17 protein-coding genes and 1 pseudogene are annotated in these 20,614 nt (G+C 62.9%); 4 read left to right on the plus strand and 14 right to left on the minus strand.

The annotated features are described in order from the left end of the window. The first annotated feature begins 19 nt into the window (after positions 1-19). Positions 20-1,570 carry an IS66 family transposase gene (locus QNI11_RS25615; protein ID WP_283980626.1) on the plus strand — a complete coding sequence of 517 codons (1,551 nt, stop codon included), beginning with the start codon at positions 20-22 and terminating at the stop codon, positions 1,568-1,570. Positions 1,571-2,222: 652 nt separating this feature from the next. Here the strand turns inward: QNI11_RS25615 and QNI11_RS25620 are convergent. After that, complete coding sequence (locus QNI11_RS25620; protein WP_088626517.1) at positions 2,223-3,035, minus strand: hypothetical protein; 813 nt, start codon at positions 3,033-3,035, stop codon at positions 2,223-2,225. A gap of 153 nt (positions 3,036-3,188) precedes the next feature. On the opposite strand from QNI11_RS25620, the gene QNI11_RS25625 reads away from it, so the two are divergent. Further along, on the plus strand, positions 3,189-4,148 hold the full coding sequence (locus QNI11_RS25625; protein ID WP_283984010.1) for an IS481 family transposase: 960 nt from the start codon (positions 3,189-3,191) through the stop codon (positions 4,146-4,148). A gap of 83 nt (positions 4,149-4,231) precedes the next feature. Here the strand turns inward: QNI11_RS25625 and QNI11_RS25630 are convergent, their stop codons facing one another. Continuing rightward, positions 4,232-5,161 (minus strand): DUF2493 domain-containing protein, encoded by a 930-nt coding sequence (locus QNI11_RS25630; protein ID WP_283984011.1) that lies wholly within the window; start codon positions 5,159-5,161, stop codon positions 4,232-4,234. 621 nt (positions 5,162-5,782) lie between these two features. Here QNI11_RS25630 and QNI11_RS25635 point away from each other — a divergent pair. Further along, positions 5,783-6,172, plus strand: a complete 390-nt coding sequence (locus QNI11_RS25635) for a thermonuclease family protein (RefSeq protein ID WP_254919274.1) — start codon at positions 5,783-5,785, stop codon at positions 6,170-6,172. Positions 6,173-6,219: 47 nt separating this feature from the next. On the opposite strand, the gene QNI11_RS25640 is transcribed toward QNI11_RS25635, so the two are convergent. The 5 genes and pseudogenes from QNI11_RS25640 to QNI11_RS25660 all read right to left on the minus strand — a co-directional run. Further along, positions 6,220-6,726: a RadC family protein gene (locus QNI11_RS25640; RefSeq protein ID WP_088626520.1), complete on the minus strand. Its 507-nt coding sequence runs from the start codon at positions 6,724-6,726 to the stop codon at positions 6,220-6,222. Positions 6,727-6,766: 40 nt separating this feature from the next. Next, complete coding sequence (locus tag QNI11_RS25645; RefSeq protein ID WP_088626521.1) at positions 6,767-6,997, minus strand: hypothetical protein; 231 nt, start codon at positions 6,995-6,997, stop codon at positions 6,767-6,769. A gap of 217 nt (positions 6,998-7,214) precedes the next feature. Then, positions 7,215-7,943, minus strand: a complete 729-nt coding sequence (locus tag QNI11_RS25650) for a DUF736 family protein (RefSeq protein ID WP_088626522.1) — start codon at positions 7,941-7,943, stop codon at positions 7,215-7,217. Positions 7,944-8,059: 116 nt separating this feature from the next. After that, positions 8,060-8,338 carry a hypothetical protein gene (locus QNI11_RS25655; protein WP_088626523.1) on the minus strand — a complete coding sequence of 93 codons (279 nt, stop codon included), beginning with the start codon at positions 8,336-8,338 and terminating at the stop codon, positions 8,060-8,062. A 175-nt stretch (positions 8,339-8,513) separates the two neighbouring features. After that, positions 8,514-10,298: pseudogene (locus tag QNI11_RS25660) on the minus strand (strawberry notch C-terminal domain-containing protein); the annotation flags it as partial. Between the two features lie 240 nt (positions 10,299-10,538). Between QNI11_RS25660 and QNI11_RS25665 the strand changes: the two are divergent. Further along, a complete protein-coding gene (locus tag QNI11_RS25665; protein WP_283984012.1) occupies positions 10,539-12,980 on the plus strand; it encodes a DEAD/DEAH box helicase family protein in 2,442 nt (813 codons plus the stop codon). Positions 12,981-13,019: 39 nt separating this feature from the next. Here the strand turns inward: QNI11_RS25665 and QNI11_RS25670 are convergent, their stop codons facing one another. The 7 genes from QNI11_RS25670 to QNI11_RS25700 form a co-directional block, all read right to left on the minus strand. Continuing rightward, positions 13,020-14,024 (minus strand): tyrosine-type recombinase/integrase, encoded by a 1,005-nt coding sequence (locus QNI11_RS25670; RefSeq protein WP_283984013.1) that lies wholly within the window; start codon positions 14,022-14,024, stop codon positions 13,020-13,022. Continuing rightward, positions 14,021-14,932: a tyrosine-type recombinase/integrase gene (locus QNI11_RS25675; protein WP_283984014.1), complete on the minus strand. Its 912-nt coding sequence runs from the start codon at positions 14,930-14,932 to the stop codon at positions 14,021-14,023. Before QNI11_RS25675 ends, QNI11_RS25670 begins: the two co-directional genes overlap by 4 nt. Further along, positions 14,929-16,455 carry a tyrosine-type recombinase/integrase gene (locus QNI11_RS25680; protein ID WP_283984015.1) on the minus strand — a complete coding sequence of 509 codons (1,527 nt, stop codon included), beginning with the start codon at positions 16,453-16,455 and terminating at the stop codon, positions 14,929-14,931. The genes QNI11_RS25675 and QNI11_RS25680 overlap by 4 nt, the downstream gene beginning before the upstream one ends. A gap of 122 nt (positions 16,456-16,577) precedes the next feature. Then, complete coding sequence (locus QNI11_RS25685) at positions 16,578-17,000, minus strand: hypothetical protein (protein ID WP_283984016.1); 423 nt, start codon at positions 16,998-17,000, stop codon at positions 16,578-16,580. 22 nt (positions 17,001-17,022) lie between these two features. Further along, on the minus strand, positions 17,023-18,027 hold the full coding sequence (locus QNI11_RS25690; RefSeq protein WP_088626524.1) for a tyrosine-type recombinase/integrase: 1,005 nt from the start codon (positions 18,025-18,027) through the stop codon (positions 17,023-17,025). Then, the gene (locus tag QNI11_RS25695) at positions 18,027-19,379 is read right to left on the minus strand and encodes a tyrosine-type recombinase/integrase (protein ID WP_100931402.1); all 1,353 of its coding nucleotides are present in this window, start codon (positions 19,377-19,379) and stop codon (positions 18,027-18,029) included. Before QNI11_RS25695 ends, QNI11_RS25690 begins: the two co-directional genes overlap by 1 nt. Further along, positions 19,376-20,605, minus strand: a complete 1,230-nt coding sequence (locus QNI11_RS25700) for a site-specific integrase (protein ID WP_088626526.1) — start codon at positions 20,603-20,605, stop codon at positions 19,376-19,378. Before QNI11_RS25700 ends, QNI11_RS25695 begins: the two co-directional genes overlap by 4 nt. Between the last annotated feature and the right edge of the window lie 9 nt (positions 20,606-20,614).

The raw sequence follows: 20,614 nt of genomic DNA on the forward strand, positions 1-20,614 counted from the left end.
AGCACGGTATAATTCGGCCATGCCCGACGCCCCGCCCATCGACCTGTCCGCGATCCCCGAGAGCCAGCGCGCCGCGGTCCTGGCGGTGCTGCAGGAGCGCGATGCGCTGAAGGAAGCGAACCGCCGGCTGGAGCATCTCGTGGCAGAGCTGAACCATGTCGTACATGGCAAGCGGTCCGAGAAGCTGAGCGAAGACGACCGGCAGCTGGCCTTCGAGGACCTGGAAACGGCCGTCGCCGAGGTCGAGACCCGCAAGGAGCAGGCCGCGCCATCCACCAGAACCCCGCGCCCGGCACGGCAGCGCAACCTCGGTCATCTGCCTGCGGACCTGCCGCGCATCGAGCGTGTCATCGAACCGGCGAGCCTCGATTGCCCGTGCGGCTGTGGCCGCATGCACCGGATCGGTGAGGACCGCACCGAGCGCCTCGACATCGTTCCGGCGCAGCTCCGCGTGCTGGTCGACATCCGGCCGAAGTATGCCTGCCGGATCTGCACGGACGGGGTCATCCAGGCGCCCGCCGCACCTTGGCTGATCGAAGGCGGGATGCCGACCGAGGGCGCCATCGCCCACGTGCTGGTCTCGAAGTTCGCGGATCACCTGCCGTTCTACCGCCAAAGCCAGATCCTGGCGCGCTCCGGCATCCAGGTCGACCGCAGCACCCTGGCGGACTGGGCCGGCACAGCAGCCTTCCACCTCGGTCCTGTCGCCGACCGGCTGGCCGAACATCTGAAGGGATCGACCAAGCTCTTCATGGATGAAACGACTGCCCCGGTGCTCGATCCGGGACGAGGCCGAACCAAGACCGGCTACCTCTGGGCGCTTGCCCGGGATGACCGTGGATGGGGCGGAGAAGACCCGCCCGGTGTCGTGTTCACCTACCAGCCCAGTCGCGCAGGAGCGCATGCCGAGCAGATCCTGCAGGGCTTCGACGGCATCCTGCAACTGGATGGCTACACCGGTTACGATCGGCTGACGCGCCCGTCCCGCAAGGGCGGCGCGCCGATCACGGTTGCCCACTGCTGGGCACACGCTCGCCGCAAGCTGAAGGAAGTCTTCGACCGGGATGGATCGGAGATCGCTTCCGAGGGGCTGCGCCGGATCGCCGAACTCTACCGCATCGAGGCCGAGATCCGCGGCATGGGCCCGGGCCAACGTCTGTCCGCCCGCCAGGCCCGCAGCGCGCCTCTCGTCGCCGAGTTCGGTGACTGGCTGCAGGCACAGCGCTTGCGCATCTCGGCCAAGTCGCGCCTCGGCGAGAAGCTGACCTACATCCATCGCCAGTGGGGCGGTCTGCAGACCTTCCTCCACGACGGCCGCGTCGAGATCGACTCCAATGCCGTCGAGAACCTGATCCGACCGATCGCGTTGACGAGAAAGAACGCTCTCTTCGCCGGCCATGATGAAGGCGGCCGCACATGGGCCCGCATCGCCTCCCTGATCGCCACCGCGAAGATAAATGGCGTGGAGCCCTTCGCCTATCTGCGGACGACCCTCGAAGCCATCGCCGCCGGTCACCCGGACAGCAGGATCGACGAGTTGCTGCCTTGGAACTTCAACCCGTCAAGCTGATCCCGCGTGCGGCGCAGACAGCGCTTACTGAGCGGAGGGCACGGACCGCCCGACCCCGTGCGATCCACATCTATGAGCAAAGAGGGGAGACCCGGATGTGCACCCCGCTCCTCAGCCGCCATCGGTCCTGTCGAGTTATGTCAGACCTGACCAGGTCCGCCCCCCTCTCATCCAACGCGTCGGCGCGATGGTTCGCGTGCGCCCGATCGGAACGACCGCGATCATCCGGGGCGGTGATACAGCCGCGGGTCTGGCAGCAGCGTTGCCCACCCGGACGTGTCGCCGTCATCGGGCGGCGTGGTCGTTGCGCTGCGCCCGCCCCAGCGATCTGCACCCGGACCGGCGGATCGCGGGGTTTCTGGCGCGCATGAGGGCAACCCCGCCGGCTGGCTCCGTCAGGAGACCGCCGCCGGGGTATGCCACTCAGCGTGGCCAGAGGCCTCGTGTTCCGGGTGGAGGCCGGCACGGCCGGAACCTGCGAGCGCGGTGACGGCGGTGCAACCGCCGGCAGGGGCCCGTCTTGACCGAACCAGTCACGGATCATCGTGTGATCAGACCGCAGTATTTTGTCCAGTTGGAAGGACGAGCTGTCCAGCCGGGCCTCGGTCTGGCCGGGCTGACGAGATCATCCTATCGACTTGTTGCTCGACACTCATTCTACGTCCAACTCCCCGAACTTTTCCAAATCGATGATCCGTTCGGGCGGAGTGGCGACCGATTGCATCATGCAACAGTCAGTTCGCAGCTTAGCAATATCGAAGTTCGGGTTCGCTACCTTAAATGCCCAGCTGTTCAGGAAGACGCGTGCAATCCCAGGAATTTCACCCATACCGATGACGTCAGAATAGCTGAAGTGCGGATGGGCACCGCGAACGAGATCTTCGCCACCAATGCGGACATGTACGATGATGGGAACGGTCTCCGAGTGGAGCAGGTGAAGGCCCGATTGATCGCCGAACAACCGTTGCACAACATGCCGATCAAACTCAGAGCCGTGGCTCAAATAGTGGTCGAAACCATTCGCGAGGCCCGATCGAGATAGACTGAAATGAACTTGTCCTTCCCGTCGGCCTTGCTTGTTTTTCGGGCCGACATCTTCAAGTACCTCGGCAAGTCGGTGTTCTAGGTGATGCCACTGAGGATGGGTCTTGAGAATTTCTGTGATTCTTTGCCTGCGGTCTGCGGCCACCAACGGACGCAGACCAAGTTGCTGCACAGATAGGATTTCGTCCGGCAGCAAACGTGTACCATGGAAGACGCAGAATTCATTTGCCAGCAGCCAATCGTAAATTGCGGTTGATGCCGCTTCGATGTCCGTATGCTGAACTACGGCGTCGCCTGCATCCTCGATGAATTCAAACTTCGATGAAGCGAGAGTTTCGATCGCTTCCTTGCCCACCAGAGAAACCGCCAGTTCGCGGAAAGACCCCTCCCAGGTCTCAAACTGATCGTAGTAAATAGTCATTTCTCTGGGGACCTGTGACCGTTGCAAACTGGCTTACCCGTCTAGCGCCTCAGGGGAATCTTGCAAACGATGTCATCGGCGAAAAGCTGCATCTAGGTGTTTGATCCCACGGTTTGATGGTGCGATCCATTCGTCGGAATGGAAGGAAGCACTATGGGACAGGTTCGTCACGGCAGCGCCACGACCACGCACGCCGTCAGAGCAGCAATACAGCGATCGCAAGCTTCGACCGCGGCGCTGAGCCGTGAGCTCGGGATCAATCCGAAGACGGTGGCTAAGTGGCGCAAGCGCGAGACGGTGGAAGATCGCAAGACGGGGCCGAAAGAGCCGCGCTCCAGCGTTCTGAGCGAAGAGGAAGAGGCGATGGTCGTCGCTTTCCGGCGGCACACGTTGCTGCCGCTCGACGACTGTCTCTATGCTCTTCAGCCCACGATCCCACATCTGACCCGGTCAGCGCTGCATCGGTGCCTTCAGCGGCACGGCATCTCGCGTCTGCCCGAGGTCGAAGGCGACAAGCCGAAACGGCAGCGCTTCAAGCGCTATCCCATCGGCTTCTTTCACATGGATATCGCCGAGGTGCAGACGGCCGAGGGCAAGCTCTATCTCTTCGTGGCCATCGACCGCACCAGCAAGCTCGCGGTCACCCAACTCGTCGAAAAGGCCGACAGGCGGACAGCGTGGGAGTTCCTGGAGCACTTGCTGGAGGCTGTTCCCTATCGGATCCACACGATCCTGACCGATAACGGCATCCAGTTTGCCGAGCAGCCCCGCAACCGCAACACCGCCTATTCCCGGCAAATGCGCTTCGACATGATCTGTGAAGCCAACGGGATCGAGCATCGGCTGACCAAGCCAAACCACCCTTGGACCAATGGCCAGGTCGAGCGGATGAACCGAACGATCAAGGAAGCAACGGTGAAGCGCTACCATTACGACAGCCATGATCAGCTGCGCACGCACCTTGCCGACTTCATGGCAGCTTACAACTTCGCCCGCAGGCTCAAGACACTCAGCGGCCTCACGCCTTACGAATACGTCTGCAAAGTCTGGACCTCAGAGCCGGACAGATTCATCGTCAACCCGATCCACCAGATGCCGGGACTGAACACCTAGTGAGTTCGATCCCTCCGCTCGGTCGCATTTAGACGCCGACGTGAAAACGACGAAAGGGCCGCCCAAAGGCGACCCTCTCTCATTCACGCGTCTGCAGTCTTCTTCGCCGGGTCAGCGACCCGCATAACAGTCAGACCCTTGGCCTCGGCCTTCTGCCCGAGGTTGAGCGCGACCCCGTTGCCTCCGAAGAGCACGACCCCGGTCGCAGCGAACTTGTCGTCCAGCATCTCGTCGTTGCATTTGAACGGAGCCGCCCGCCCATGTGCGGACCAACGCGGATCAAAGCGCGCCTGCGCGACGCCGCGCGCCCGCGCCCACCGTGCCGCAATCATCTCGGCGCCATGCTTGCCACCCTTGTGGCAGAGGAAGATCTCCTGGTTGCGGTTCTGTCGGATGCGCTCGCGAACCCTGTCGAGTGTCGAGAAGATGACGTCGATATCGGTCCAGTCGGTCGCCCCCGAGACGATCAGGGGAACCCCCTCGACCTTCGACTGCGCGGCGGTTTCACGATCATGCTGTTCCAGCAACTGCCGGGCCTCGAAGACCGCTCCGGTCTCCTGAGCGCGAGCACTGGCGCGCGATCCCGCGGCCGGGATGAAGGCATGGCCGGTCTCGACCTCGTAGCATTCCGCCGCCGCCTCGCTCATCACCTCGATGGCCCCGACAATCTCGCGGACCTGCAGGAAGCGGACCTGCGCCTCTTCGAGCGCGGTCTCGGCGATCTCCGATCCGTCGTGGGATTTTGCCAGGGCGCCGATCTTGTCGGCGGTGCGGTCGAGCTCCTTGCCGAGAGCGACCTTGCGGCGCTGCAGGATTGTGGCGAGCCCGTGCGCGAGCGGTTCGATCTCGGCCTCAAGGCCGGTGCCGCGCAGCTGGCCGAGCAGGGCCTCGAAAGTCTCGCGGACGATGCTGTCGGTCAGGATGTGATCGTCGGGGATCGGCAGCTCCGCGCCTTTCTCCGTCAGGCCGAAAAGTTCGATGGTCTCGTAGGCGTTCGCGTTCTCGTAAGTCATGTTGGTGTCTCCAGATGTTCGGGGAACCACCACGTGAGTGTGGTGGCATGGCCGTACGTCTGGTTCACCGAATCTGTCCGGGTCAGGGACGGCGAAGCCGCCGGCGTGCCGGGCGCAAAAGTTTTCCGGGCGCATCGCCCACCACAGGCGCGTCATCGACCACTGGACTGCCCTCTTCACCCCCGCCGCCCTCGCCGAAAAGTTTTGCGATCCTTGACGCGGGCTGATTTGGGGGCCATCCGGAGGATATGCTTCCGCACTCATGTGTGTGTTGACGGTAGGTTTGCCCGACGCGAGCAGGCAAGGGGCGCGACCGGACGCGGGAGACGGATGGAGTGGCGGGATCGTTTTGCACCGCAAAACAGACCGGAGCGCAATCCGGCGGAGCGGCCGGGGAGCGACGTGCTCGCGAGACGGGCAAACCGGGATGCCGGGCGCAACGCCGCGGTGAGGCCGCATGGCCGAATGCGCGACGGGCCGCAGGGCCGTTCTCGCCTGCGACACGCGAAGCCGAGCGGGGGAGGCCGTCAGGCAGTGGGCGCTTCGGGCCAATTGATGCGATAAGGGTCTAAGAGTGGTACGCCCGGAAGAATGGGGACCCACCTGCAGAGGAGGCGGAGGTTGAAATATCTGATCCCGGTCGTCGTGGTCCTGCTGACATCTCCAGCCATCGCGCAGGTGCAGATCCGGGACGCGGACACCATCGTGGTCTCCGGAACACCTGTGCGCCTGAACGGGGTCGATGCACCCGAACTCGGAACGCGGGCGGGCCGGGACGCCAGGCACTGGATGGTGAACTACCTCGATGGCCGTTCGATAGAATGCGAGCTCAACGGCGAGCGGACCCATGACCGATGGGTGGGCATTTGTTACGCCGATGGCGAGGACATCGGCGCCGCGCTGATCGCGGCCGGTCACGCGCTCGATTGTCGGAGATATTCCGGAGGTCGGTATGCCCATCTGGAGACGCCGGCGGCGCGGTCGCGGATCAGGCGGGCCAACTACTGCTAGCGATACGACTGGCAAGTGGCGGTTGCACCGCATTCCAGTGCGCAAACTTAATCAGACAACATCCCCGCAGCACGCATGCTGAACGCGTTCCTCTCCCGTCCGAAGCCGACGATGATGTGATCGTGGACCACGATCTCCATCACCTTGCAGGCCTCCACGATCTTGCGGGTGAGCTCGATGTCGGTCTGGCTCGGATGCGGATCGCCGGAGGGGTGGTTGTGGCAGAGGATGAGGGCAGAGGCATCGAGAACGAGGGCGGCGCGGAGCACCTCGCTGACATATACCGGGAAGTGATCGATGCTGCCGCGAGTCATGACCCTGTCGCGGATCAGCCTGTTCTTCCGGTCCAGAAGCAGCACCCGAAACACCTCGACCCGTTCATGAACGGCGTTCAGAGCCAGGTAGTCGGTCAGCATGGCCCAGGACTGCAGTGCAACGGTCGAGCGGGCATGCCTGCGCAGGATGGTGCGGGCGGCGTCGATGGTCGCGATCTCGGCTTCGGAGAAACCGGATGCGCCTCGTTCGGCAATCTTTTTGGGATCGTGCTGTATCATGTCGTTTCCAATCTTTTAAGAGGATCGCGGCCAGCGCCGCTCAGTTCATGCCTGCGATGACGAGGCCGCATTTCATGGAGGGGCGGCCGCAGGCCTCACAGAAGCCGGCGCGCTGATCCGGTTCGAGTTCGGCGGTGTGATCGCAATCGGGCGCCATGCAGATCGCGGGCACGATGCAGCCCTGCGCATGGTCCTCCAGGAAGTCCACGACATCGGCATAGCCTTCGGCCTCGGCGAGCGTGACCAGCTTGGGATGGGTGAGTTTGAACATGTGTTTGGTCTTTCTGTCGGGGTGAAACGAAAAGAGGGGAGCCGCGCTGTCGCGGCTCCCCTCACGGGACCTGCCTCTTGCGGACAGGGGTCGCTGGCCGACCGGAGACATGCCGACAGCGCTCAGTCAGGCCTGTTTCATCGGAGGAGGATCAGGCCTGCACGGGCGAAAGCGCCCCGGTTGCCCGGGACGCCAGTTCTGTAAAAGTCGCTGCCTGTCAGCCGACGAGGGCGAGCCCGGCGTTGTCCGACCGGTCCTGGCCGGCGCTCTCGACGAAGGGAATGATAGAGAAGGTCTGGCCGCCGCGTTGCTCCTCATTCTGCACGGCGTTCACCCGCAGATCGCCATCCGGCGTGTTGATGAGGAGCGAGACGTAGTCGTTGCCGGTGCGGTTGCTTTTTGCCATCCAGGCCGAGCCGACGCGGATCGGGTGGCCGCGCGGCGAGCTGACTTCGATCCGGTAGTCGGGATGGGTCCCCTCGGTCTTGAACTCGTTCTCGATCAGCATGAAGTCGAGGTCGAACATCATGTTGGCGATGTAGCCGGCGAAGGCGTTGTCGGCATCCATCGCGGTCAGCTCGCCCGAGATCGAGCCGGACTTCATGGAACCGTTCGAAACCAGCGGGATGATCTCGAACTCACCGGTCATCGCTTCGCGTGCTTCCTTCGTCTGCACGGCGTTGACCCGGAAGGGCCCGAGGCCTACATCGATCTGCATCGAGATGTAATGGTTACCGGTGGTGTTGCCGGTCTCGTTCCAAGCCGTGCCGATACGCACCTTCCGGCCGGATTTGTTCACCGCGGTCACGTCATAGTCCGGGCTCCGCTCGGACATCTTCGTCCGGCTCTCGAGCTGGATGGCGATGTCGAACCGGGTGGAGTGGATCATACCGGAATAGGCGGTGGCTGCGGTCTCGGCGTTCCTGGTCAGGGTTCCTGCGAACATGGGTCTTCTCCTTGGGTTTGCCGGTGCCCGGCTTCCTGCCAGAGCACGCGGGATTGCTTTTCGACCCCTCATGGGATCGCAAAACCCAAAGCCCTCTTTCCTTTCTCTCCTGCCCGTCAGCCCGTCCCGGCGTCAGGATGGCCCTCCGACGTCGCCCCTCGCACCTCCCTTCCCTGCTCCCCGTCTGCTCCACGCGTGAACACCGATATGAAGAAGTGGGCCTCGGCCCCGTTCAGGCGACGGCCACTCCGGTCGGTCAGACCGATCGTGCTGCCGTTCGGCACATAGGTGATGAGGTATTGGCCAAAGCTATCGCGATGCACCCGGTAGCCCTCGTTGGCCCAGTGGACGGATTTGCCGGCATCCACGGCGGCCATGATCTGCGTGATGTTCATTTTGATCTCCAGTTCCAGTTTTGACCTTGGCGACGCGGCGCGCTCAGCCCGCAGTGTCGGCATCATGCCTGCACCGCTGGCCCGGCATCGGTGATGTGACGACGCATCGCCTCCAGGCTGGGGCGAGGCGCACGGGCGATGAAGCCGCCGTCCACGTCCGATAGATCGGCACCGCTTAGGCGGCGCGATCTGCCGCCTTGGGAGAGCCCGCCCCCACGATCCGGCCGAGGATCGCGGCGGTCTCGACACCCTCCCCGTGCGGCACGAAGACCCGGAGCTGGTAGGCGATGATCTCGGTAAAACAGCCCAGAGCCTTCAGCCCGTCGATCGCACCCCGGCCGGCCCCGTCGATCTCGAGACGGGCCGCGCCCGCGACCCGGCGGCGGGTGAGCGTGAGGCCCCGGCCCAGGTCGACCGGCGCGGTGGAGCCGAGCGCCGCCGTCAGCATCTCCTGCGGGGTCTTCGGTGTGCCCACCATGAACCGGGCACGCAGCGCGGCCGCACCGTCTTCGCTGACGGTCCGGCCGATCATGCTGCCCTGCCCTTCCGGCGTGACCCGATAGATGCGCTCGTTGCCCGAAGGGATGTCCTTCCAGATCGGCAGCAGGAGCCCGGTGAGGAGATTGAGCTTCGTCGTGGTGGTTTTCGGCAGGCTGTCGGCCTCCGCGTCCCAGAGACGCAGGAACTCCCGGCGCGCGATCTCTTCCCAAGCCGAGGCCTGGTACTTCCCCTCCTCGACATAGGTCGATCCAGTCGGCCGCGTGACCTTACGCATCAGCGTGACGGTCTCCTCGTCATAGATCTGCATGGGCCGCGACGAGATCAGCGCCGCGCGTCCTGAGGCGCGATTGACCATCGGCAGCTTGTCGTGGTTTCGATCCACCGCGTCATCCCCCGCGAGGACATGGACAGGGTCTGTCACCTCGAGCCCGATGATCCGCGTCACCGCCCCGGACCGTGGACAGGTCCAGAGGTCCTCAGCCGAGACCTGCTCGATCCTCTCACCGCGCAGAGTCTCGACCCCGAGTTCGAGCGTGCCCGCGGCCCGCGCCCGTTCGGTCTGATCGGCAATCCGGGTCATGAACTCGGCGAAGAGCGCGTTCTGCATATGGATCGGCAGCGCCAGCATCCGGTTCAGGAAGCGCTGGTTGGGCGGCAACTCTTCCAGCAGCACCCCGTCCTGATCAATCAGCCGAAGCGCGGTCCAGTCCGCGAACCGCTCATAGCTCATCGCCCCGGCACGCCCGGCGGCCAGGTCGGCGTAATAGCCGCGCAGTGCGGCCCGCGCGATCGGGCTTTCGAGATTGTCCTCCTCGCGGAACATACCCTGCGAGCCGGTCTCGCGCTGCCCCTTGGTGAGCGCCCCCAATTGGTCGAGCCGCCGGGCGATCGTCGAGGTGAAGCGTTTCTCGCCATGGACATCCGAGGTGCAGACCCGGAAGAAAGGTGCACTGACCTGGGCCGAGCGATGCGTGCGGCCGAGCCCCTGGATCGCCGCATCGGCCCGCCAGCCGGGCTCCAGCAGGTAGTGCCGCCGCCGCTTCTGGTTCTTCGCCGATCTGGCGGCATGATAGGATCGACCCGTGCCTCCGGCATCGGAGAAGATGAGGATGTCCTTCTCGCCCTCCATGAAGGCCCGGGTTTCCGAGGAATTGCTGCTGGCGGACCGCTTCTCGATGAAGAGCGCGCCGTCCGGCGACTTCAGCGGCCTGACAGAGCGCCCCGTCACCTCGGCCACCGCCTCGTCTCCAACGGCCCAGAGGATCTGATCGAGCGCGGAGGGGATGGGAGCCAGGGCCATCAGCTCCATCATCGCCGCATCGCGCAGGGCTACGGCCTCGCGCGAGACGACCAGAGCGCCATCCGCGTCCCGAAGCGGCTCTGCCACCATGGTCCCGTCGATCTCGACGAGTTTCTGGGCGTGGATCGGGAAAGCCTGTTCGAGGTAGCCCAGGACGTAATATGCCGCGTCAGCGTTATGCTGAGTTCTGGGTTTCAAGCTGTTGTTCTGGCGTTTCATTTTCGGGTTCCCGCTTTGGATAATAATGATGCCTCTGCTCTCAACTGCAGAAGGACATCCCCATGAACTCCCCCTCGAACTCTCCGGTCGGCGGCCGCGCCGAAGCCGACGACCTGCTTACGCCTGCCGCTTTCGCGCTTTATGCTGGACGGGGCGGAAAGGTCTGGGTGGAAATCGCAGGTGGCGGACAGAAGCGACATTGAGGCGGAGTTGGCGCGGGTTCGAGCCCGTCTGGCCGATCTGGATGTCGAACGAACGCAGCTTCAGCGCGACGTTGCAGCGCTAGAGGCTCGTCTCGCTGCAGAGCACGTGCCGGCAGTGAGACAATCCTCATTCGAGAACGCCCCGGTTACGAATGCTTCTCCGTCGCACCAAAAGGTCGAGCTGTTCCGTCGCCTGTTCGCCGGTCGGCCTGACGTGTTTCCGGTGCGATGGGAAAACAGGAGGACCGGTCGCTCAGGATACTCGCCGGCTTGCGGCAACGAATGGGTGAAGGGCATCTGTGGCAAGCCAAAGGTCAAATGCGGCGAGTGTCCTCATCAGAAGTTCATACCGCCGGATGAAGGTGTTATTGCAAGGCACCTGCGTGGCGACGACGGTCGGGGCGGGGATTTTGTTGCAGGCGTCTATCCGCTCTTGCCCGGAGATACCTGCTGGTTCCTGGCGGCGGATTTTGACAAGACTTCCTGGTCGGAGGACGCCAATGCGCTGCTCGAAACCTGCCGGGTGAAGGGCGTGCCCGCAGCGTTGGAGCGGTCGAGGTCGGGTAACGGCGGGCATGTCTGGATATTCTTTGCTGAAGCGGTTTCTGCCCGTCTGGCGCGCCAGCTTGGATCCGTCCTGATCACGGAAACGATGGAAAGGCGGCCGGAAATCGGCTTCGCATCCTATGACCGGCTGTTTCCGAACCAGGACATCATGCCGCTTGGCGGGTTTGGCAACCTGATCGCGCTGCCGCTCCAGAACACCGCGCGCAAGGTGGGCAACAGCGTCTTTGTCGACGCGGACATGCGGCCATATGATGATCAGTGGGCCTATTTGTCTTCCTTGCCGCGAATGACCGCCGCAGCGGTGACCAACCTCGTTGAAGCGGCGGAGCTTTTCGGGCGGGTGCTGGGCGTCCGCATGCCGGTTGAGGACGAGCAGGCGGACGAACCTTGGAAAATGCCTCCGTCACGTCGCAGCACGCCGCGTCGACTGGAAGTGCCCATCCCGCAGACCATCAAGGTGACGGTTGCCGATCAAATTTACATCGACCGATCCGACCTTCCATCGGCCATGATTGCCCAACTGGTGCGGTTGGCCGCGTTCCAGAATCCCGAATTCTACCGCGCACAAGCGATGCGGCTGCCTACATTCGGGAAGCCCCGCATTGTGTCCTGCGCCGAGTTGCATCCCCGGCACGTCGCGTTGCCGCGTGGCTGCTTTGATGAGGTGACCGGGTTTTTCTCCGATCACGGAGCAACTGTCGAAGTGGACGATTTGCGTGAGGACGGAGCCCCTTTGCCGGAGATTGTGCGCTTCCGAGGCGAGCTGCGCCGGCAACAGTCGCAGGCATTTGACGCATTGGTCGAACACGATACCGGCGTGCTGGCCGCCACCACCGCCTTCGGCAAGACGGTCGTGGCCTCCGCGCTGATCGCACATCGCGCCCGCAACACGCTGGTTCTGGTGCACCGCCGGGAATTGCTGAATCAATGGGTCGAACGGCTTGGCTCATTTTTGCAGATCGATCCCAAGCTGATCGGCGCCATCGGGGCCGGAAAGCGCAAACCCACCGGTGTGATCGACGTGGCGCTTATCCAGAGTCTGGTTCGCAAGGGTGAAGTTGACGACATCGTTGCCGATTACGGCCATCTTGTCGTTGATGAATGCCATCACTTGTCCGCTGCAAGCTTCGAACTCGTCGCCCGCAGATCGAAAGCGCGCTATGTCACCGGATTGTCGGCAACCGTTGCCCGAAAGGACGGGCATCACCCGATCATCTTCATGCAATGCGGCCCGGTGCGCCATCAGGTGAGCGCAAAATCGCAGGCCGCCGAAAGCGGCCTTCGCCATCGGGCGCGGGAACGTCACACGAGATTCCGGTTGCCGGAGGCGCTCGCCATGGCCGAGCGCCCGTCCATGCCCGCAATTTATGCAGCACTGGCGGCGGATGAGACCCGAAACGACCTGATCTTCGACGACGTTCTGAAATCGCTTGAGGCCAAGCGCTCGCCGATTGTCCTGACCGAGCGAAAGGATCACCTCGACTATCTCCAGCAGCGGTTTTCCAGATTCGCCAGGAATATCGCCGTGCTCCGGGGCGGCATGTCGGCAACGGACCGGAAGGCCGCGCAGACGGCGTTGAGCGTTGCCGATGATGAGGAACGGCTGATCCTCGCGACAGGGCGCTATATCGGCGAGGGCTTCGATGATGCGCGGCTCGACACCCTGTTCCTGACGATGCCGATCGCATGGAAGGGAACGTTGGCGCAATATGTCGGCAGGTTGCACCGGCGGCATGACGACAAGAAAGACGTGTTGGTGGTTGACTATGTCGACAGTTCGGTCCCCGTCCTCGCCAGAATGGCTGCCAAACGAAGGACGGGCTATCGGGCGCTTGGCTATGTGATGGAATAGCGCCCCGCAGAATGCGGGACGCCAATTTTGTCTTGTCGTTCAGGAACGCTGCGCGGCGACGGCCAATATTTGCATCAGCTTGTCCGAAGGCTCACGGAACTTGCCGGGCTTGATCAGCGGTGCGTGATGCGCCTCGAGAAGCGCAAGCTTCTCGGTTGGATCCGCGCGCAGATACATCTCGGTCGTCTGGATGCTGGCATGGCCAAGCCAGAGCGCGACCTTGCGGATATCGCCGGTGGCCTGAAGCGTGTGCATGGCGCAGCTGTGCCGCAGCACATGTGGGGTGACGTGCTTTGCGGCAATCGACGGCGCCGAACGTTCGGCCACCGTCACATGCTGCCTGAGCCGATATGCAAATCCATCCCGCGTCATTTGCCGCCCATCTCGGTTCAGAAACAGTTCCGGGCCTACATTGCCGGGCCGGACGGCCAGCCACGCCCGGATGGCGCCCTGGGTCTCCTTCCAGAGCGGCAGCACACGCTCCCGCCGTCCCTTGCCCAGGATCCGCAGGCTGGAAAACGACCCATCGGGAAAATCGTCCATCCGCACCGCGAGCAGTTCGGACGCCCTCAACCCCGCCGCATAGGCCAGATGCAACATGGCCCGATCCCGCAATCCGCCCCGCGTGTGGCGGTTCGGCGCGGCAAGCAGGGCGCGGACTTCTTCCTTGGTCAGATAATCGATCAGCTTGGCGTCTGTCCGCTTGGTCGGCATGGCGCGGATCATCCTTGCCTGCTCAAGGCAGGCCGGATGGCGATGCTCAATGAAACGAAAAAACGATTTGATCGCTGCCAGTCGCGCGTTGCGGGACCGGATGGAATTGGCGCGTCCCTCTTCGATATGTTCGAGGAACGCCCTGACCATCTGCACATCAATATCTTCGATGAAAAGTTCCGATGGAGTTCGCTTGAGCCGCCCGGCGACAAACCGCAGCAAGAGGGCGAAAGCACGGGCATAGGCCGCGATGGTATGCCGGCTTGCCCCGCATTCATCGGGAAGATGGGTTTGCAGAAAGGCGGAAAGGTCGGGAGCAAGCGGGGTCATGTCGCACCTCCGATCCAGGTCTCCTCGGCGGTCGACGCAATCATCCGCAACAGAACCGGCGTGGCCTCAAGGTACCAGTAGGTGTTGGCAATATCCACATGGCCGAGATAGGTGCTCAAGGCCTTCATGTGCCGCAACACCGCCTGCGGGTTGTTCCCGCAGGCCTCCAGCGATCGCACGGCGAAGGTATGGCGCAGATCGTGCACCCGGGGACCGGGACCCGTTGGGTTGCGATAGCCGAGCTTGCGCACGATCCGCACGAAAACCACGTGGACCCTCGTCGCCGTCGGGGGGCGGCCATGGCCCAGAACGAAAAGCGCATCGCCTACTTTGCGTAGGCTGTTGCGGGCTTCAAGATACCGATCCAGCGCGGCGCGGGTCGAGGCATGGATGGGAACGAGACGGGTTTTGCCGAACTTGCCCTTGCGGATCATGAGGCCGTCTTCCGTCAGATCGCCGCGCTGCAGGGACAATGCCTCCGAAATCCGCAAACCCGTCGAAGCGAGCAGCCCGAACAGGTTATGGTAAGTCAGCGGGCTGATCGGCGACAGGCCGGGCACCAGAAGCGCTTCCTGCATGATCCGATTGATCTGGTCTCGCGTCAGAATATGTGGAGCGGGCCGCCTTCGCCGTGATCGGCCCAGAAGCCCTATCGCCGGTATCTCGTGCTGCGCATCCTCCGCATGCAGGAACACCGCCAGCGCGCGGGCGCGATCAAACCGGGCCTGCGCGGCGTCCGGCGTTGCAGCTCCGCCGGCCCATTCGAGAATCAGTGCTGCTGTCAGATGCGTGATGGATCGTTCCGCGGCAAAATCCGCGAAGGCGCGCAAGGATACCTCCTGCGCGGTGAACTTCTTTCCGAGTGTGCGGCTGAATTGGACGAAGCGATCAACGTGGTGATGTATCATGACTCGTACCCCGGCCATGGTTGAGCCACTTCCGCCAGCATCCCGACATCGACCTTGGCATAGATCGCGGTCGTATCGCGGGAACTGTGGCGCAGCGCGGCACCGATCAGGTCAAGGTCCGCACCACCGCGCAGCCAGGCGGAAGCCAGTGAATGGCGAAAGACATGCGAACCGGTCGGCAAGCCGGTAAAGCCGCCGCGTCTCAGGACGCGGGAAACGATCCCGGCAATCTCGGCGGAGGATCGCAGCGGGGTGAAAGGAGCCTGGACTCGGAGAAAGACCCTGTCCGACGCGACCACCGGACGCGCATTCTCGATATAGGCCAGCAGCGCATCGCCTACATCCTGCGGCAGCGGCATCATCACGCCGCGCCTGCCCTTGCCGTACAATCGCAACCGACTCGCGCGCCAGTCGATATCTGACAAATGCAACTGCCAGATATCCCCCGCGCGCAGGGCCAACCGGGCGAGAAGGAGAAGTATCGCGCGGTCCCGGATCTCGACCGGCGTATTGGTGCGACAGGAGACGATGATCTCTTCGATCTTCGCAGTGGGAATCGTGCGCGGGACTGTAGAAAGCTTGCGCCGAACAGCAGATGGCACCGCATGCAGGAGCGACGGGGCGCATGCGCCCTGGACGATCGTAAAGCGCAGGAAGGCGCGCAACACGGTGACCGTCTTGCGCACAGATGATCGGGAGCGTTCTTCGCCCTGGTCCAGGACGATCGACCGGATGGACGCAGCGCTGTAATCCTTCGGAGTTGCCCCAAGGCGTTCCAGCCAGCGGCCCGCTTCATTCAAATAGCGCCGTACGGTCTTGGGCGTCACCCCACGCTCGCTTCGCAGCCATTCCGAAAAGCCGGTCAGACGTGGATCTTCTGCGGAGACTTTGTCAGGTGCTTCGGGCGAGAGCAGACCTTCGGCGATCAGGTGCCGGACAAGCGCAAGGGCACCTCGTTTGCGGTTCTTATAATGAGACGCCAGAACCTTTTTGCCATGTTTGGTCATTTCCCCGCAGCGGCATTCGTGCCGCGCGAACTGATCGATGGTTCCGTCACCGATTGCGGTCACCGGAACTCGCTGCTGGAAAACCCATTCGGCAAAATGGCTGGCGTGGCTGAGCAGTGTTGTGCACGACACCTTGCTGTAGCCTGCGGTGTCGAGCTTCTCTGCAAAAGCCTCCAGGTGCTGTCCAAGCCGGGCGGTGTCATTGGGGATCACAACCACGCCAGTCTCCTCGAGATATCGAAGAAACCGCCGGGTATAGGTGGCATACATCGGGCTACGCAATTGTTTGGGGCTGTAGCGACCGCAGCGGCAGCGGTGACGAAGAAACCTGTCAAAAACCGACGCGTCGAGGTCACGGACAGAGACTTTCCGTGCATGCGCCCACTTCAGAAAATGGCGGGCTGCGCTCAGCGCGCCCGGGGAAAGCCTTGGATTGTCGGCGTGGTACGCGACGACCAGAGCGAGGTTGTCGACGCCGTCGCGCGCACGGCGCGGAGAGTTTGAGGGAGTGTTCATGGGGGATATCCTTCTGCGATTGAGAGCAGAGGCATCATGATTATCCAAAGCGGAAACCCGAAAATGAATCACCAGAACAACAACTTGAAACCCAGAACTCCGCATAACGGTGACGCGGCATATTATGTTTTATCCCAAGCTTGGGATAAGACATAGTCGCGCGGGGTCAGCGCGCCCTGCGTCAACTCATCCTCGGGGTCCATCGCCTCCAGACGCCGTTTCAGGAGGCTCTCGCCGGTGGAGACCACCTGGATGACGCAGGCATATCCCTCCGCCAGATCCTCGCCGATGGCGCGGATGATGGTCGGGGCCTTCATGCCGAGGAGCAGGTGGTTGAAGAAGCGCTGCTTGGTGCTCTCGAACCGTGACTTCGCTGCAGACCGCGCCGCAGAGGCGTTCGTCTGACCGGAGGCATCGTTGACGCCGGTCGCGGTCAGCGCCGCCTCGAGATTGTGATGGATTGTCCGTAATCGCGAGGACGCGATAATGCGAAGGAATGCGGCACCATCGCTATCATTCAGGGAGTTCAGGGCTACGTCCTTCACATTATTTCTCCGTGGTTCGGGGTCAGAGGGTGTCGAGCCAGTCGAGCAGGTCCGCGTCACGTTTCCATCGCGCGGGTCGATTTCCTGCTGCTGGAACGCCAACCTGTTCGAGCGCCTTTCGCTTGGTTTCGAGGTTGGCCTGGGCATAGTGGTTGGTGGTGTCCAAGCTGACATGCCCCAGCCAGCTTCGGATGACGGTGATGTCGACGCCCGCCGCGACGAGGTGGACGGCCGTCGCGTGCCGGAAACTGTGCGGCGTCACATGCTTCGAGCGAAGCGTGGGTGTCGCATTCGCCGCCGCTGCGACGTAACTCGCCAGCTTGTACCGCACGCCCGATGCCCCCAGGGGTTCGCCGTAACGATTGACGAAGATGCGCTCATCCGGTGCGCGCGGCTGCCGCTCCAGCAGCTTTTTCAGCAACGCCACCGTTTCCGGCCAAAGCGGGCAGATGCGTTCTTTTCGACCTTTTCCGTAAAGACGCACGCAATACGGTGCTTCGAACCGGATCGCCTTGGGACAGAGATCGAGCGCCTCCTGGATACGCGCACCGCTATTATAGAGCAGTGACAGCAGCACATGGTCTCGCATCCCTTCGATGGTCGACCGGTCGGGTTGCGCGAGAATGGCCTCGACCTCCGCTGGCTCAAGATAGCAGGGTGCGGCGGTGGGTTTGCGCTTGAGCGGGATCGCGAGGACCTCTGCACATTGGGCGACATATTCGGGATCCTTGTCCGCCACGAAGCTGAAGAAGCTGCGGATGGCGGCAAGCCGGCAGTTGCGCGTGCCGATCGTGCCCTTGCGACCATGTTCAGCATGATTGAGGAACGCGCGGACCTCGCCGGCGGAGACGTCGGCCAGGGTGATCCTTGCGACACCACGGTCGTTTCGCTCCGCGACGAACCGAAGCAACAGCCGCCAGGTGTCCCGATAGGACTTGATGGTGTGGATCGAGGCGCTGCGCTGTTCCGCCAGCCATTCCTGGAAGAAGGCCCGCAATAGTTCGGGGAAGGGATTTGCGGCTTTCATCACAGCGCCTCCCCGTTGAGGCAGGGGGCACCGACGACGCGGAACCGCTCGCTGGCTTCCTGCAGCAGATCCTGCGTGACGGTGATGTAGACCAGCGTCGAGTTGATGTCCCGGTGACCCAGATAGGTCGAGAGGAAGTGCAGCCGGTCCTGCGGGTTGATGCCGGCTTGGTACCATTGGAGGATCCGGTTTACGACCATCGAGTGCCGCAGGTCATGCACACGCGGCCCTGTCCGTCCGGAAAGCGGTTTGAACCCGCCGCGGCGCATGACGTTGGTGATCATCGTTGTGACCACCACCGGGGCGTAACGATCCTTGAAGTGATCCTGCCAGAACAGCCCCGACTGCGGGTCCTGTGGGGCACCAGCGCGCCGCCGCGCATCGAGATAGGCGCGCAGTTCAACCATGACGCTGCCCGATAACGGCAAGATCCTGGTCTTGTAGAACTTCGTTTCCCGGATCGTGATCGTGCCGGATCGAAGGTCGGCGTCGCCCAGATCGAGCCACGCAATCTCACTACGTCGCAGCCCGGCGCAATAGGCCAGCAAGATCATCGTGTAGAGGGTTAGCGGCCGCAGCGGGGCATGCGGCGACGGATAGCATCGGGCAACTTCGAGCATGAGCCGGATGTCAGCCGGGCTGAAGATATGCGGACGCCGGTGCTCCCGCGCCACCTCCCGCTCCGGTCGCGGGTTGAAGCGTTTCGGCGGGATGTTCGGATCGAGCCGTTGCCGCGCCTTGGTCAGGATGCGCCCCAGCTTCTGGCATTCTGCCGCGTGATTGCGGGTCGGCTTTGCTGCCGCCCAATGCGTCAACATCGTCTCAAGCGGCTCTCCGGCCAGTTCCGGATGAGCCTGCAGGAACCGGTCGAACCGCAGCAACCAATGAGCTTGCGTTTCGTACTGGTAGCCCCGGTTTCGCATCAGCGCGACATGGTCACGCATGAAGTCGCCCAGAACGCTGCCGTAGGGCGCAGGCCGATACAGTCCCGCGAGGGCCTCGTCGGGATTGGACGATGCAAGGGCACGCCAGATCGGCTTGTTCTGCTTGATGTTGTGCTGCCTGCGAAGCTCGGCAACGGGATTGCTGGCGATCAACTCGTTCTGGACCAGATAGTCGAGGAAACGGTCAACGATGCAGACCTGGTTCAATAGCGTCGACAATTTCCAGCGCGGTGCCATTTCGCCCAACCAGTCTTCGATCATCTGGCGATCCACTGCAGGGTGCCGGAGCGCAACATCTTCGAAGCTGCGAAGGAACCAGCGATACGTGGGTCTGCTTCCCGGCCGGAACTGCGACTTCTCCAGAAAGGCGTCGATGATGGTGCGATCGGGATCGTGCCAGGCGCTCATGACAGCACCTCCGATCCGGGCACGTCGAGCGCTACCGCCCGCAAATCTTCGGTGGCAAGTTTGAGATAGGTGTTGGTGGACTCGGTTGATCGGTGCCCGAGCACGTCGCCGATGATCTTTTGCGGAACCGACGCCCGCAGCAGTTCAACCGCACGCGCGTGGCGGAAGATATGCGGTCCACGTTTTCCCACCGGGGTGACGCCCGCTGCCGCCAGACGTCTTTTGACCATGCCGTGCAAGTTCGTCATCCGGGTATAGGGTGCAAGAGAGCGGATGAAGATTTCCCGGCATTCGACCTGCGGGCGCCCGGCACGCAGATAGTCAAGCAGCGCATCGCCGACCGGCGTCAGAAGCGGCATGGTGGAACAGGCATTGGTTTTGGTGTGCCGGATCCGCAGCGAATCCGCGCGCCAGTCGATGTCGTCGAGCCGGAGATTGCAGATCTCGCCTTGCCGCAACCCGTAGGTGGCAAGCATCAGCAAAATGGCATGGTCGCGCAGGCCCCTCGGCGACCTGTCTCTGCCGGTGGCCTCCAGAACCAGATCGATCTGGCTGCGGCTCAGGATCGAGGGAACATCCTCGTAGGCATAGAGCATGGGGCCGATGACCTGTGGGCTCAGATCGGTCGGAACCCGCCCCGACTGATGGAGATAGCGTAGCAGCGAACGGAGCCATGCGGCAGAACCCGAGAGCGATATCCGGCGCAGACCGATGGCGCGCATGTCCATGTAGTGATCGATATCGCGCACGGCCATTGCCGAGAGATCGTCGGCGCCGCTGCGGCAGAAGTACCAATCCAGAAAGCGCCGCGCCTCCCGTGAGCGCGCGTCGATCGTCGCATCTGACAGACCGCGTTCGTCACGCATCCAGTTCCCGTAATCATGGCAAATGGCGTGCCGGAGCATCGCACCCGATTCGATTTCTGTTTCAGGCGGCCACGTGCCTTGGGCGAGGCGGAGCAACCTGCCGATCGCTGTTTGCGGCAGCCTGTGCCAGCGTGAGCTGGGCGGACGACCGTAGCGATCCTGAAAGCAAAGGACTGCGTGGCGGAAATACTGATCGACCTGCGCTGGCGTCACCATCGTCACCGGCATGCCACGCTCAGCCAGGTAGTCCAGGAACCGGCGGGCGTAGAGCCGATGGTTGGTCACGACCACCGGATTGTAGTTCTGCTCCATGAGCGATTTCGCAAGCTCTTCGATCAGCTCGTCGTGCAATTTCAACATGAATGTCTC

The sequence above is a fragment of the Sagittula sp. MA-2 genome (genome assembly GCF_030126985.1).
Taxonomy (GTDB): Bacteria; Pseudomonadota; Alphaproteobacteria; order Rhodobacterales; family Rhodobacteraceae; genus Sagittula.

Excerpts from the sequence above, each read along its gene's own strand:
- QNI11_RS25680 (WP_283984015.1), bottom strand. The coding sequence starts at position 16,455 with ATGAACACTCCCTCAAACTCTCCGCGCCGTGCGCGCGACGGCGTCGAC.
- QNI11_RS25650 (WP_088626522.1), bottom strand. The coding sequence starts at position 7,943 with ATGTTCGCAGGAACCCTGACCAGGAACGCCGAGACCGCAGCCACCGCC.
- QNI11_RS25700 (WP_088626526.1), bottom strand. The coding sequence starts at position 20,605 with ATGTTGAAATTGCACGACGAGCTGATCGAAGAGCTTGCGAAATCGCTC.
- QNI11_RS25690 (WP_088626524.1), bottom strand. The coding sequence starts at position 18,027 with ATGAAAGCCGCAAATCCCTTCCCCGAACTATTGCGGGCCTTCTTCCAG.
- QNI11_RS25655 (WP_088626523.1), bottom strand. The coding sequence starts at position 8,338 with ATGAACATCACGCAGATCATGGCCGCCGTGGATGCCGGCAAATCCGTC.
- QNI11_RS25625 (WP_283984010.1), top strand. The coding sequence starts at position 3,189 with ATGGGACAGGTTCGTCACGGCAGCGCCACGACCACGCACGCCGTCAGA.
- QNI11_RS25695 (WP_100931402.1), bottom strand. The coding sequence starts at position 19,379 with ATGAGCGCCTGGCACGATCCCGATCGCACCATCATCGACGCCTTTCTG.
- QNI11_RS25630 (WP_283984011.1), bottom strand. The coding sequence starts at position 5,161 with ATGACTTACGAGAACGCGAACGCCTACGAGACCATCGAACTTTTCGGC.
- QNI11_RS25615 (WP_283980626.1), top strand. The coding sequence starts at position 20 with ATGCCCGACGCCCCGCCCATCGACCTGTCCGCGATCCCCGAGAGCCAG.
- QNI11_RS25675 (WP_283984014.1), bottom strand. The coding sequence starts at position 14,932 with ATGATACATCACCACGTTGATCGCTTCGTCCAATTCAGCCGCACACTC.
- QNI11_RS25620 (WP_088626517.1), bottom strand. The coding sequence starts at position 3,035 with ATGACTATTTACTACGATCAGTTTGAGACCTGGGAGGGGTCTTTCCGC.
- QNI11_RS25640 (WP_088626520.1), bottom strand. The coding sequence starts at position 6,726 with ATGATACAGCACGATCCCAAAAAGATTGCCGAACGAGGCGCATCCGGT.
- QNI11_RS25670 (WP_283984013.1), bottom strand. The coding sequence starts at position 14,024 with ATGACCCCGCTTGCTCCCGACCTTTCCGCCTTTCTGCAAACCCATCTT.
- QNI11_RS25645 (WP_088626521.1), bottom strand. The coding sequence starts at position 6,997 with ATGTTCAAACTCACCCATCCCAAGCTGGTCACGCTCGCCGAGGCCGAA.